Raw genomic sequence first — 12,862 nt, forward strand, 5'->3', positions numbered from 1 at the left:
TACTTCGAGTCGTTCTCCTGCGATGTATGACGTCTGATAAGAGGCGTTATCAGAATACCCAGTCAAAATTGCATGGAGTTGCCGTAGCGTCATTCTCAAGCAACCAAGGAAGTCTCCGGAGTTGCGACTGCTGCAGGAAACCACGCATTGGGGGACCGGTTTCCGCGTATTTCGACAATCCCTTTCCTTCCGAAAGATCGGAGGGTCCACCCGTGCGGCTGCTCGAGGCCGACATAGCTGATTGAGGTTCCAGACATGCATGACATCAAGTGCCCGCACTGCGGACAGACATTTACTATCGACGAAGCCGGCTACGCCGACATCGCCAAGCAGGTTCGCGATGCTGAGTTCGAACAGCAGCTCAACGAACGGCTTGAACTGGCAGGGCAGGACAAGGCCACTGCTCTCGAGCTGGCGGAGGCGAAGTCCGCCAGCGAACGTCAGAAGATCGCGGCGGCCAAGGATGCTGAGATCCAGGAACTGAAGTCAAAGCTCGACGCCGGTGAGGTTGCACAGAAGCTCGCCGTATCCGAGGCACTTGGTGCCGTCGAAAAGGAGCGCGATGGGCTGATGAAGGAGCTCGAACAGGCGAAGCAGGATAAACAGGCATCAGTTGAACTGGCCGAAGCGAAGCTCGCTAACGAACTTCAGAAGACTGCATCGGAGAAAGACTCCGCGATCCAGGACCTCAAGGCGAAGCTCGAAGCCATCGAAACCGCGCAGAAGCTTGAGATCTCCGAAGCAGTCAACACGGTCGAAAAGGAGCGGGACAAGCTCGCAAGCAGCCTTGAACGGGCCGAGCTCGAGAAGCAGCTTGGTGAGAAGTCTCTGAAGGACAAGTACGAAACCCAGATCAAGGACCGTGAAGAACAGATCGAGCGGCTGCGGGACCTGAAAGCGAAGCTGTCGACCAAGATGGTCGGAGAAACTCTTGAGCAGCACTGCGAGACCGAGTTCAACCGCATTCGTGCCACAGCCTTTCCCCTTGCCTATTTCGAGAAGGACAACGATGCTCGGGCCGGGAGCAAGGGTGATTACATCTTCCGCGACTCCGATAGTGCCGGAACTGAGATTGTGTCGATCATGTTCGAGATGAAGAACGAGAACGACGGAACCGCGACAAAGCACAAGAACGAAGACTTCCTGAAAGAGCTGGATAAAGATCGCACGGAGAAGGGGTGCGAGTACGCCGTGTTGGTCTCTCTGCTCGAGCCTGACAGCGAGCTCTACAACACCGGGATCGTCGACGTTTCTCATCGCTATCCGAAGATGTACGTCGTCCGGCCGCAGTTCTTCATCCAGTTGATCGCGCTGCTGCGGAATGCCGCGATGAATTCGCTCGAATACAAGACCGAACTTGCCATGGTCAAGGCGCAGAACTTGGACATCACGAATTTCGAACAGCAGATCAGCGATTTCAAGGATGCGTTCGGTCGGAACTGGAGGCTCGCCTCCGACGGTTTCGTGGAGGCGATCAAGCGCATCGACGAAGCGATCAAGGACCTGGAAAAGACGAAAGTGGCGCTGCAGAAGTCTGCCGACAACCTGAGGCGCGCGAACGCCAAAGCCGACGATCTCACCATTAGGAAGCTCACGCGAGGCAACTCGACAATGACCACCAAATTTGCCGAGTTGAAGGCGGCGAAGACGGCAGGGTGGGACGTTAACTGACGGGCCATTCACGGAGCCGCTGAACGTACTGCTTCCGCCGCAGATTCTAGAGACCGCACAGCAGCAATAGACTGACCGACACTTCCTGAGACAGCGAAGACCGGCACCCGGTATGGTGTCGGCCTTTGCTGTCCCTGCGTGGGCGGTTCTTTGGTCAAGGCTGACGGTTGGACGGGCTATGCTCGATGACCGATCACCACGGTTGCATCCAGCTCTTCATCGGAGGCAAGCTCCACCCGCAGCCCGGCCCCGCCAAGGATCCGGGCCGTCCCGGGCGCCTGGTGCCGGGAGGTTTCCATCACCAGAAACCCGCCCGGCCTAAGCCACCCGGCCGCCCCCAGCGCAACCCGCCGCTGGACCGCCAGGCCGTCAGTCCCGCCGTCGAGCGCTAACCGCGGCTCATGGACCCGCGCCTCCTGCGGCATCATCCCGATGGCCCTGGTAGGAACATACGGTGCGTTGGCGAGCAGAACGTCCACTGTCCCGCGCAGCTCAGCCGGGAGCGCCGCGTACAAGTCCCCGTGATGGACGGTCCCACCACGGGGTTCGATGTTCAGGCGCGCGCAATGGACAGCGTCGGGATCGATGTCCGCCGCATGCAAGCGGCAATTCCCCAGCTGATCGCTCACTGCCGCACCCAGCGCTCCGGAACCACAGCAAAGATCAACGACGACGGCACCCGGCTTGGCGAGCATGGCCGCCTTGCGCACCAGGAACTCCGTGCGGCGCCGTGGCACGAACACACCAGGCCGGACCGCCATGCGGGTCCCGCAGAAATCCGCCCAACCAACGATGTGCTCCAAGGGCTGCCCCTTGACCCGTCGTTCCACCAGGCGGTTGAGCTCGTCAGGATGGTTGGCGGCCCCGAGGAGCACCTTAGCTTCGTCTTCTGCGAAAACGCATCCCGCAGCGCGAAGGGTGGCGGCAACGTCGGATCCCCGGGTCATGAAGGCCATGCTAGCCAAGGGGTTCCCAAACTTCCCGGTTCTTGGTTAGGGTATGAGGCATGGGAACACTGATTTTTGAGTAGACCGGCCTTTGCCTCACGGCACTGCCCGAGTTTCACCTGACAAAAATCCACGCCTGTTGAGGCCCTGCCTCCATGCCGTTCCCGAATGCCTTTCCAGAACCGCAACGTCATGGGATACGTGTCTCTTCAGGACTCACACTTCAAGGAGTCCACATATGACTGCCAACCCTTCCGAAAACAACACCCCCGAGACCCCGGCACAGGAGCCCGCAGCCAATGCCCCGGCTTCCGGCGGTATCAAATCCAAGCTGACCGACGCCCAGAAGGCCATGCTGGCCAGCAAGTCCGGAGGCGGTGCGCCGGCTGGCTGGCAAAGCACCGGCAAGGGACACAAGCCCACGTCCGCCAGCGGCAAGCAGGCCAAGACCGAGAAGAAGGTCCGCTGGTAAACGCGGCGGACAGGCACACAGGAAAAGACAGGCACACAAGAAAAGACAGGCACACTGGAAAGGAAGAACCATGACTGCGAATCACGAGTCTGAGCGCATCAATCCTGAGGTTGCAAGCCACTTGGTGGAGTCCATGGGAATGGCGCCGATGCCCGAGCCGACAACCATCGCCGTCGCACTGGGCGGAGACCAGACTAAACAGTGGCCGGACGGCAACGGCAAACGCCGCCACCCGAAGGACCGCGACCAAGCCCACGGCCGCATGGGCCAGGGCGCAGCTGTAACGGCGATCCACAGGACCAGCCGCCCACAGCTGCCGCACTCGTCCTGACAACACCCGCACCACCCCGCGTAGCCAGCCCAACTGAGTGACAGTAAACGTCCCATTGAACCCTCAATGGAGCGTTATCTGTTACTCAGTTGGGCTGGCTTACGTCGTTGGGGGACTTGTCCGGACGCCACCCCCGCCACACGGGATGGCGCAACCGGCCGGGGCCCGTCCATTCCCCGAAAGTCACTTCGGCCACCAGCTCAGGGGAGACCCACCGGGCTCCCGCAGCGTCCTCCCTCGGAATATCCGCGAACGGGGAATCCGCTACCACCAGGGGCTCCAATTGCTCCATGACCTCGCGGAGTTGCCAGTCCTTGAAGCCGGTACCGACCCTGCCCACATAGTGCAGCTTGTTGCCGTCCGGGATGCCCAGCAACAAGGAACCGAACGTCCCGCTCCGCGCCCCGGCGCCTGGACGCCAACCACCCACCACCACTTCCTGGCTCTGCTCCAGCTTGAGCTTGAGCCAGGACCTGCTGCGTCGGCCAATGACGTAGCGGCTGTCGGCCTTCTTCGCCATGACACCTTCCAGGCCGAGCTCGGCAGCGCTGGCCATGAGGTCCTCCACATCGTGGTCCAACACCGCTGACAAGTGCAGGGGGCAACCTTTGCGCAGGCGCTTCGCAAAGCCGGAGAGCTTCTGGTGGCGCTCGCTGAACGGCAGCCCGCTCAGGTCCATGCCGGCGTCGTAAAGCAGGTCAAAGAGCATGAGCTGCACCGGGACCGATGCCTGTGCGCGCTTTATGTCGGCCGACTTGACCAGGTTCATCCGGGCCTGGAGCCGGCCAAAGTCGGGGCGGGACCCCTTGCCCAGGGCCACGATCTCTCCGTCGGCCACGAAGTCGCCGTCTGGCCAGCACGCACGGTCCGTCAGTTCAGGGTACGTGGCGGAGAGGTCATTTCCGTTGCGGCTCATGAGGCGGATCCTGCCTTCGGTGCCGGTGATGATCGCCCGGATCCCGTCCCATTTCAGTTCATACAGCCAGTCGTCGCCACGGAGATCAGCGGTGGTCCCGGAAGTGGCCAGCATGGGGCTGTAATTCGGCATGGGTTGGGGAGCGGCAGGCGCGGTTACAGAGGGCTGTGACCCGGACTTCGGCGCAGTATTTGAGGACGCCCGCCGACCCCCGGGCTGCTCTTTCATCAGATGGATAAGCCAGTTCTGGCCCGTATTGATCAGCGCAAACCGCTTGGTTCCGCCCAAGCCCCCGCCTGGTTCGCCCGTGAGGGTGGCGATGACTTCCTTGCCGTCGCGCCACTTCTCACACGTGTACTCACCGCGGTCCCAGATGGTCATGGTCCCTGCACCGTATTCACCCTTGGGAATGACGCCCGCAAAATTTGCGTATTCCATGGGGTGGTCCTCGGTGTGCACCGCCAGATTGTTGCGGTCCGGTGTTTCCGGGACGCCGCGGGGAAGCGCCCATGACGCCAGCACTCCGCCGTGCTCCAGGCGCAGGTCCAGGTGGTACCGGCGGGCGTGGTGCTCCTGGATGACGAAGATGCCGCCGGGCGGCGGAGGGTCGCCGGGCTTCGGCTGATCGGAGGAGGAGCTTCCGGATCGGGACGCTCCAGAACCAGCAGCCGACGACGACGGAAACGGCTCCGGGGTCTTCTGCGGATCGCGCATCCCGACATACTTGGCGAGACGGTTCTCCACCGTCACCACACGCTCGCGGTTGGTGTTGGAAGCGTTGGTGCCCGAACCGTTGGTGCTGGAGCCGTTGGTGCTGGAGCCGTTGGTGCCGGAACCGTTAGTGCCCGAACCGTTGGTGCTGGAGCCGTTGGTGCCCGAACCGCTGGTGCCCGAACCGCTGGTGCCCGAACCGCTCAAAGCCGCCGCGGCGCCGTCGTCGTCATTGTCGTCCTCACCGTGGGGCGGCAGGTGCCGGTCCGAGATGGGCGCGAAATGGTCTTTGCCCGTCCTGACCCGCTTCATCACCGCCTGGAAGTCCAAGTGGTCCAAGGAAGCGGAAGCGAGCTCCCTCCAGGTGCGCGGGGCGGCCACTGTGGGGTGTGCCTTGCCCCTGAGCGAGTAGGGGACGATCGTGGTTTTGTTACCGCTGTTCTGGCTCCAGTCCACCAGCACCTTGCCGTGGCGCAGGGACTTCTTCATATCGCTCACCACCAAATCGGGATGGTCCGATTCCAAGGCGCGGGCCAGTTCGTGAGCGAAGGCCGAAACTTGTTCGGACTTCAGGGTTCCATCCAGGCCCGTGTAAAGGTGTATGCCTTTGCTGCCGCTGGTCACCGGGACGGGGTCCATGCCCATGTCCTGGAGGATGGAGCGGGCAAGTTTGGCAACCTCGACGCACTCGGGCAGCCCTGCCCCTGGCCCGGGGTCAAGGTCAAGGACAAAGCGGTCGGGGCGGAGGGGCTTGCCGGAGGGGTCGACTTGCCACTGCGGAACATGGATTTCCAGCGAGGCGATCTGGGCCATCCACGTGAGCGTGGCCAGGTTGTTCACCATGGGGTAAACGTTGACGTGGTCCGAATGCTGGATGGCCGCCCGGGGAATCCAGCGGGGCGCGGAGTCCTCGAGATTCTTTTGGAAGAAGACCTGCCCGGGATTTTCGGCGGTGCCCACCCCATTGACCCAGCGTTTGCGGGTGACGGGCCGGTTGGCAGCGGCGGGGATGAGGAAGGGCGCCACGGCGGCGTAGTACTCCAGCACTTCGGCCTTGGTGGTGCCGGTTTCCGGGTAGATGATTTTTCCCAGGTTGGTGAGCGTGAGTTCGTGGCCTTCCACGTTCACGCGCTCCTGTTGCTTGCCTGCCACCTCTTCTCCTCTGCTGTGTTGTGCTGTTGACTGGGTGCATGAGGGCCATATGGAAGGGATCTATCGCGTTCGGTCTGGTCAACGTACCAGTGAAGCTCTACAGTGCCACGGAGGATCACGATATAAGCCTGCACCAAGTCCACAATAAGGACGGCGGGCGCATTCGGTACCAGCGGAAATGCGAAATTTGCGGCGAAGTAGTGGCCTACGAGGATATTGACAAGGCCTACGAAGAAGAGGGCCGCACGGTGGTTTTGACCTCCACCGAATTGAAGTCGTTGCCGGAGGAGAACAGCCGGGAAATCGAGGTGGTGGAGTTTATCCCCGCCGAGCAGCTGGACCCCATCATGTATGAGCGCAGTTATTTCCTGGAACCGGATTCCAAATCGCCCAAGGCCTATATGTTGCTGCGGCAAACCTTGGAGGACACGGACAGGATCGCAATCGTCCAGTACGCGCTTCGGCAGAAAACGCGGTTGGGTGCACTGCGCGTGCGGGGCGACGTCCTCTTGCTGCAGGCATTGCTGTGGGGCGACGAGGTCCGTGAAGCCAAGTTCCCGTCGTTGGAGACCGACATCAAGATCTCGGACAAGGAACTGGAGATGTCCTCGGCCCTGGTGGAATCCATGGCTCATGACTTTGATCCCGATGAGTACACCGATGACTACCAGGTCCAGTTGAAGACGCTGATCGAGGCCAAGCTGGAAAAGGGCGAGGCCCTGGATACCGAGGCCACCTTCGGTGCCGTGGAAGGCGAAGGGGAGGGTGGCGACGTCATCGACCTCATGGAGGCACTGAAGCGCAGCCTGGACAAGAAACGCGGCAAGGAAAAAGCGGACGACGACGCCGCTGCCGCCGGCAAAACCGCCACCAAACCAAAGGCGCGGGCCAAGAAAAAGGCGTGAACCGGCGTCGTAAATAAACCCATCAAGATCCCAAAAAGCAGCGGCCGCGGTGCGAGCGGCCGCTGCTTCTTAACCGCTGTCAGTGATTTCTCAGCATGGAGATAAGCTCGGATTTCTTCTTGTCGGAATAGCCTTTGAGGCCTAATTCCTTGGCGCGGGACTTCAGTTTGTCCACCGTCCAGTCATCGTAATCACCGGACTTTCCACCCTTGCTTCCTACTTCCTTGCGGCCCTTGGCAGCAGCGGCATTGGAGACGCGGGCAGCTTTCTCCTTGGAGGCGCCATCCTCGCGGAGCTCTTCATAAAGTTCCGGGTCTTTCAAACTGGAGTTTTTCTTTCCTGGCATGATGCATTCCTTTCTCGGATGTGGCTAGGCGCCCGTCTCATAGTGGGGCTCTGCAACAGGCTTTGACTCGGGTGAACCCCGCTCCCGGAGGTATACGGAGGCACCCACCAGAACGGCTACGGCAAGGAATTCGCTTTGCCAGTTCTGGAAGGACTCAAACCAGAACTGGCTGGAACCCATGTACTCCCAGGTGGAGACCTCGGGAAGGCCGTGGCTGCGCTGTTCGTCGTTGTAGGCGGCCGTACCGCCGAATGCGTGCAAGGTGAACGAGAGCAGGAAAAGCAGGCCGAGGAGGCCGGAAAGCGAGTGCTCGTAGACCTTCAGGACCCAGCCGCCCCGGCGCACCGGCCAAGGGGTCTTTGCGGTCATTTTGGCGTCACGGGGGTCCTCATCCTGGGGCGCGTCCTTATCCACAGGCTTCGACTCCGACGATCCCCTTTGGAACAGGAATACCGTCAGGACCACGTACATGGCCATTTGAAGGAACTCCGACTCCCAGTTCTCGAAGACGGCTTCCCAGAAGCTTCCCGAAGTCAGGAAATCGGTCAGGCCCGTTGCCGGTTCACCATGCGCTTGCTGTTCTTCGCTGTATTTGGCGGCCCCTGAAAGGATCATGCCGCCGAGGAAAAAGACGAACAGGCCCGCATTGACCAGCAGCAGGCCGTGGTCTTTGACCCAATTGCGCTTTTGGGCCTTGCCGGATGTCTGTTCGTGTTGGGCAGGTCGCAGCATCTTTTTCACACCTCTCGCGCAGTTCCGTTATTGCCTTCCCCGTTGCGGACGGCGCGGCGGTGCAGCCACACCGGGGTTCCCACCACCAGGAGCAGAAGCACCAGGATGATGAATCCTCCGGCCACCAGTCCGGATGTCCGGCCGGCGGTGAAATCGAACACCAAGGTGGCCGATCCAACGATCAGCAACGCCACACCGGCCAATGCCCACTTGGTGACGACGTCGGCTGTCGAAACCAGCGTGGCTTTGAGGCCCCTGCGGAACAGCCGGCGGTGGACACTGACGGGGAGCACTATGAGGACGGTGGTCAGCGCCGCCACCATCACGTTGAAGAGGTAGAGGCTCCGTTGCCAGTCGTCCAGATATTCGAAGCGTCCCTGGAAGGGCAGCGTCAACAGGAAACCGCCCAGAATCTGGACCCCGGTCTGGAGCACCCGCAATTCCTGGATCAATTCCATCCAGTTGCGGTCCATACGCTCCTCAACGGATTCGTTGCGGCCGGTTCTGGGAGCCTGCTCCGGCTCTATCATCTCTGCACCTCCAAGATGGTTTTGGTGGACGACGACCATACACGGGACTACGGTCGAACTGTCAGCATTCCTCGATTTTGCATCGGGGCCTCATCGCCATTTCCAAGGAGGAAGCAATGAGCCAGGACGAACACCGCGTGGAACCGGACAGCGAGCCCGGCGGCTACGGTACACCCACCCCGGAACAGGAAATGCCTGGCCAGGGTGATGAACGCGAGACGCCGGAACGGCCGGCCCAGGGAGTCCCCGATACTGCCGTGGACGAGATTCCCACACCCCGGGACTCCGATGCTGCCCCACCGCCCTCAGCCACCGGGGATGCCCCGGGCTGAGGCTGATGATGCCCGAGGGCCGTTCCCGCCACACTTGCAGTGGTGGGAACAGCCCTCGTGGTCTGTAAGTGCAGATGGAGTACCCGTTGAGTCCGGGTGGGGTCCAGCGGTGCCTAAACCGTATGTCCCCTGCGACCTGACATGAAGCTCAGCAACCAGCCGATGGCTGCGACAACAAGGAGGACGACGCCAACCCACAGCAACCAGTTAAGGGCCTGGGAGAAGCCGCCTACAAGGAGGAGAACAATTGCTACTACACCAGCAATGATCAGAAGTGTATTCATGGTCAGCACATTCCTTTCTGGGGGAATCTTTGATGAATCGCGGATTCCCAACTATGCATTCCGATTTACTTCGATTGAGTTATGCCGGTACTCCAAGGCGTTCGGCCGCCTCAAAGTGCCTTTACCGCATTTGGCTCCCCAAGCTCCGCTGGGAGCCAAGTTCGCCAGTTGTGAACACTAACACTCCTCATTGTACTACTAAGCATCCTTATGAAAGGCTTATGCCAGTCGTCACTTGATGATTGGGCAGTTGCCGCAGAAATTTTGCGGCGCATTTTTGGCTCACATGAACGTCCATGAGAGGAACACATGAAAGCGTCACAGCAGCTTGCAGACAACCTTCAGATCGTCCTGACCGACCTCATCGAGCTGCAGCTCCAGGGGAAGCAGGCGCACTGGAACATTGTGGGACCGAACTTCCGGGATCTTCACCTTCAACTGGATGAGCTGGTCCTGGCCACGCGCCAGTTTGCCGACGACACCGCCGAACGTATGCGCGCACTCCATGCCCTGCCGGATGGCCGCAGTGCCACCATCGCCAAGGGCACGCGCCTGGAGGAGTTCCCTGCCGGCCTGGTCAACACCAAGAACGCCGTCAAGCTGGTCACGGACCGCGTAGAGCGCGCTGTGCAGACCATGCGCGATGTCCATGACGAGGTGGATGAGGAAGATCCCACCACCGCTGACCTGCTGCACGCGTTCATCTCCCGCCTTGAGCAGTTGGTGTGGATGATCAACGCAGAAATCATGAACGCCGGCGCTTCCGTCACGGATCCGGACGAAGCCTAGAACGCCACGGACCGGGTGGATCACGAGTAGGGCGGAAGAGCCGTGCCCAGGCTGAAGCGCAGTGACTTGTCCAAGCCCGGCATCGTGCGCCGCAGGGTAGGAAAAGGGTTCAGCTACCGGCACCCGGACGGGGGCCTGGTCAGCAAGGAGGATCGCCAGCGCATTAATGCGCTGGCGATCCCGCCTGCATGGACCGATGTGTGGATCAGTCCTTTCGAGAACGGACACATCCTGGCTACCGGAGTCGACGACGCCGGGCGCAGCCAATACATCTACCACCCCACCTGGCGGGAGCGGAAAGACACCGAGAAATTCATTCGCGCCGCCAAGCTGGGACTGGTGCTGCCGGCGATCCGGCGCAACGTCACCGTCCACCTGCAAAACATGGACGATCCCCGGCAACAGACCCTCGCCGCTGCCGTGCGGCTGATGGACCTCGGCGCGCTCCGGGTTGGCTCCGAGGTGTACATGAAGCAGAACGGTTCCTACGGGCTCACTACACTCCGGTGCCGCCATGCGCGGGTGCAAGGGCAGGACGTCTTCCTGAAGTTCCCAGGCAAGAGCGGCCAGCTGTGGGACAAATCCATCCACGACCCCGCCTTGGCCGCCTTCCTGGAACCACTGGCCGAGCGCCCGGGCAAGGAGCGCCTGCTTGCCTACCTTTCGGAGGGAACCTGGGTCTCCGTGGATGCCTCCATGATTAACGGATACTTGCGAGGCATCACCGGCGATGCCTACTCATCCAAGGATTTCCGGACCTGGAAGGGTACGGCCGCGGCGGCCCTTTGCCTGATCAAGTCCGGCCATAAGGGAACTCCCCGCCAAGCAATTGTTCGGGCCATCAAGGAAGCCTCAAAGATATTGGGCAACACCCCGTCCGTGGCCCGCTCCTCCTACGTGGACCCGCGCATCATCGAGGCCTACCTCGAGGGGGAACTGAAGGAAGTCAAGCCCACCGAAGCTTCGGTTGCGGCCTTCCTTAACGGTGAAACGCCGGGCGGGTAGCCCGGAGGTTATCCGGCACCCTCCAACTGCCCCGGATCCCTCCAACTGCCCCGGGTCCCGAGGGCGGTCCCGGGCCCTGGGTTTGTTCCAGGAGCTTTGTGAGTACACTCGTACTAATAAAGATCGGCATGAACGAGCCTTGGGGAGCAGTGAATGATTCTGGTCGCAATCGTGGTGTGCGAAGTTGCGTTTTGGGTGGCGATTATCGCCGGACTCGCAGCGCGGTACCTGCTCAGGAGGCCCCGACTCGGTGGAGCCCTGCTGATCCTTGCTCCGGTGATCGACGCCGTCCTGCTCGCCTTGGTGGCAGTTGATCTGCTCGGCGGGGGAACGGCCTCATGGCAGCACGGGCTGGCGGCGATCTACATCGGCGTCTCCATCGCGTACGGCAAGCGCATGGTGGCATGGGCCGATGGGCACTTCCACCACCGGTTTGCGGGCGGCCCCGCACCGGAACGCGTCACAGGCTCCCGCTACACGGTCAAATGCTGGCGGGATGTGCTTCTAACTGCGTTGGCGGTAGTCATCGCCGGCGCAACCCTGGGCGCGATCATCCTTCTGGTCAATGACGCAGAGCGAACCGCAGCCCTCGCCGGGTTCTTTCGCATCCTGGGGATCATCTTTGCCATCGACTTCCTCTGGGCTGTGAGTTACACAATCTGGCCCAAGAAGGCCGCCCGGTCCTTGTCCTCTGCTGCCTCTTCGCACTGAAACACCATGCCGCGCAGAATCGACGCCGAAGCACGCACCGCTGAGATAGCGGAGGCGTCTTTACGGGTCCTCGAACGTCATGGGCTCGTGGGCTTGTCAGTCCGCGGGGTGGCAGCGGAAGCAGGCATTGCTGCTGCCTCGTTGCGGCGGTCATTTGCTACGCAGCACGCCCTTCGGGAGTACTGCCTGCAACTCATCGAGGATCGGGTCACCGCCAGGATCTCCTCGCTCGGGCTGACCGGCCGCGAACTCGTTGATGGGCTGCTGTTGCAACTGCTCCCCCTCGACAAAGAGCGGCGCTTGGAACTGGTGGCGCAGGTCCAACTCGGCATTCTTTCCCTCACCGACAGCCAGCTCCGTCCTGCGGCGACCAGGCTGAGCGAAGCAGTCGATCGAGCGTGCCACGCCGCTGTGCAGATCCTGATCGAGGCGGGCCTGTTCCACAACGGGCGCGATCCCGGCTACGAAGCGCAGCGGCTGCGGGCACTCCTTGATGGAATCGCCATGCAAGGACTGTGGAGCGGGGAGTTGCCGGCTTCAAGCCACATGCCCGGTGTGCTCGCGCGCCATCTCGACTCACTCGCCAACCCGTAAGCCCGCCGCAGTGACAGCAGACGACGGCGTACTGCGGATGACGGCGACACCGCGACTTACCCACACCACAAAGAAAGAGCCTGGCGACTCCCACATCAGGAAGTCGCCAGGCTCTTTCTTTGGCACTGAAGATTAAGTAATCGCTACTCGGCGTCGTGGTCCGTTTCCAGGATCTTGACCAGGCTGTCCAGTGCGGCGTCCGCACCTTCACCCTCGGCGCGCAGCACCACGACGTCTCCGTGGGAGGCGCCCAGGCTCATGAGTGACAGGATGCTGGCAGCGTCCATAGCGTCATCGGCGGGTTCACCCTGGCGTGCGATGGTGACGTCGATATCCAGGTCTCCGGCTGCCTCAGCGAAGATGGCTGCCGGGCGGGCGTGCAGGCCGACGCGGCTTGCGATGGTGGCTGTACGTTCTGGCATTGGTGCTCCTTT

16 protein-coding genes are annotated in these 12,862 nt (G+C 61.5%); 9 read left to right on the forward strand and 7 right to left on the reverse strand.

Going from position 1 to position 12,862, the window contains the following annotated elements:
* The first annotated feature begins 255 nt into the window (after positions 1-255).
* Entirely contained in the window at positions 256-1,671 is a 1,416-nt protein-coding gene (locus tag LDN85_RS01715) for a DUF2130 domain-containing protein (RefSeq protein ID WP_223944414.1), read from the forward strand.
* A gap of 176 nt (positions 1,672-1,847) precedes the next feature.
* Here LDN85_RS01715 and LDN85_RS01720 read toward each other — a convergent pair whose 3' ends face one another.
* Complete coding sequence (locus tag LDN85_RS01720; RefSeq protein WP_223944415.1) at positions 1,848-2,618, reverse strand: putative protein N(5)-glutamine methyltransferase; 771 nt, start codon at positions 2,616-2,618, stop codon at positions 1,848-1,850.
* Positions 2,619-2,856: 238 nt separating this feature from the next.
* Between LDN85_RS01720 and LDN85_RS01725 the strand changes: the two genes are divergently transcribed.
* Positions 2,857-3,090, forward strand: a complete 234-nt coding sequence (locus tag LDN85_RS01725) for a hypothetical protein (protein ID WP_091552595.1) — start codon at positions 2,857-2,859, stop codon at positions 3,088-3,090.
* Positions 3,091-3,160: 70 nt separating this feature from the next.
* Positions 3,161-3,421: a hypothetical protein gene (locus LDN85_RS01730; protein WP_026547384.1), complete on the forward strand. Its 261-nt coding sequence runs from the start codon at positions 3,161-3,163 to the stop codon at positions 3,419-3,421.
* Between the two features lie 85 nt (positions 3,422-3,506).
* Here LDN85_RS01730 and LDN85_RS01735 read toward each other — a convergent pair whose 3' ends face one another.
* Entirely contained in the window at positions 3,507-6,200 is a 2,694-nt protein-coding gene (locus LDN85_RS01735) for an ATP-dependent DNA ligase (protein WP_223944416.1), read from the reverse strand.
* Between the two features lie 38 nt (positions 6,201-6,238).
* Between LDN85_RS01735 and LDN85_RS01740 the strand changes: the two genes are divergently transcribed.
* Entirely contained in the window at positions 6,239-7,105 is an 867-nt protein-coding gene (locus tag LDN85_RS01740) for a Ku protein (protein ID WP_026541765.1), read from the forward strand.
* A gap of 79 nt (positions 7,106-7,184) precedes the next feature.
* Here LDN85_RS01740 and LDN85_RS01745 read toward each other — a convergent pair whose 3' ends face one another.
* From LDN85_RS01745 to LDN85_RS01755, 3 genes are read right to left on the reverse strand one after another with little or no spacing between them, the layout of a single operon-like run.
* Positions 7,185-7,451 carry a Rho termination factor N-terminal domain-containing protein gene (locus tag LDN85_RS01745; protein ID WP_026541766.1) on the reverse strand — a complete coding sequence of 89 codons (267 nt, stop codon included), beginning with the start codon at positions 7,449-7,451 and terminating at the stop codon, positions 7,185-7,187.
* A gap of 24 nt (positions 7,452-7,475) precedes the next feature.
* Positions 7,476-8,183 carry a DUF6766 family protein gene (locus LDN85_RS01750; RefSeq protein ID WP_223944417.1) on the reverse strand — a complete coding sequence of 236 codons (708 nt, stop codon included), beginning with the start codon at positions 8,181-8,183 and terminating at the stop codon, positions 7,476-7,478.
* 5 nt (positions 8,184-8,188) lie between these two features.
* Entirely contained in the window at positions 8,189-8,713 is a 525-nt protein-coding gene (locus LDN85_RS01755) for a DUF6328 family protein (RefSeq protein WP_035761033.1), read from the reverse strand.
* A gap of 116 nt (positions 8,714-8,829) precedes the next feature.
* Here LDN85_RS01755 and LDN85_RS01760 point away from each other — a divergent pair, with 116 nt between their 5' ends.
* Positions 8,830-9,045, forward strand: a complete 216-nt coding sequence (locus LDN85_RS01760) for a hypothetical protein (RefSeq protein WP_223944418.1) — start codon at positions 8,830-8,832, stop codon at positions 9,043-9,045.
* A 113-nt stretch (positions 9,046-9,158) separates the two neighbouring features.
* Here the strand turns inward: LDN85_RS01760 and LDN85_RS01765 are convergent, their stop codons facing one another.
* The gene (locus LDN85_RS01765) at positions 9,159-9,329 is read right to left on the reverse strand and encodes a hypothetical protein (RefSeq protein ID WP_167332885.1); all 171 of its coding nucleotides are present in this window, start codon (positions 9,327-9,329) and stop codon (positions 9,159-9,161) included.
* Positions 9,330-9,638: 309 nt separating this feature from the next.
* On the opposite strand from LDN85_RS01765, the gene LDN85_RS01770 reads away from it, so the two are divergent.
* The 4 genes from LDN85_RS01770 (at position 9,639) to LDN85_RS01785 (ending at position 12,428) form a co-directional block, all read left to right on the forward strand.
* A complete protein-coding gene (locus tag LDN85_RS01770) occupies positions 9,639-10,118 on the forward strand; it encodes a DNA starvation/stationary phase protection protein (RefSeq protein WP_026541770.1) in 480 nt (159 codons plus the stop codon).
* Positions 10,119-10,160: 42 nt separating this feature from the next.
* Positions 10,161-11,123 carry a DNA topoisomerase IB gene (locus LDN85_RS01775; protein ID WP_223944419.1) on the forward strand — a complete coding sequence of 321 codons (963 nt, stop codon included), beginning with the start codon at positions 10,161-10,163 and terminating at the stop codon, positions 11,121-11,123.
* Between the two features lie 153 nt (positions 11,124-11,276).
* The gene (locus LDN85_RS01780) at positions 11,277-11,834 is read left to right on the forward strand and encodes a hypothetical protein (protein WP_026547391.1); all 558 of its coding nucleotides are present in this window, start codon (positions 11,277-11,279) and stop codon (positions 11,832-11,834) included.
* Between the two features lie 6 nt (positions 11,835-11,840).
* Positions 11,841-12,428, forward strand: coding sequence for a TetR family transcriptional regulator C-terminal domain-containing protein (locus LDN85_RS01785; RefSeq protein ID WP_223944420.1), 588 nt, complete (start codon positions 11,841-11,843; stop codon positions 12,426-12,428).
* A 143-nt stretch (positions 12,429-12,571) separates the two neighbouring features.
* Here LDN85_RS01785 and LDN85_RS01790 read toward each other — a convergent pair whose 3' ends face one another.
* Positions 12,572-12,850, reverse strand: a complete 279-nt coding sequence (locus tag LDN85_RS01790) for an HPr family phosphocarrier protein (protein WP_024819123.1) — start codon at positions 12,848-12,850, stop codon at positions 12,572-12,574.
* Between the last annotated feature and the right edge of the window lie 12 nt (positions 12,851-12,862).

The sequence above is a fragment of the Arthrobacter sp. StoSoilB20 genome (genome assembly GCF_019977295.1).
Lineage (GTDB): Bacteria > Actinomycetota > Actinomycetes > Actinomycetales > Micrococcaceae > Arthrobacter > Arthrobacter nicotinovorans_A.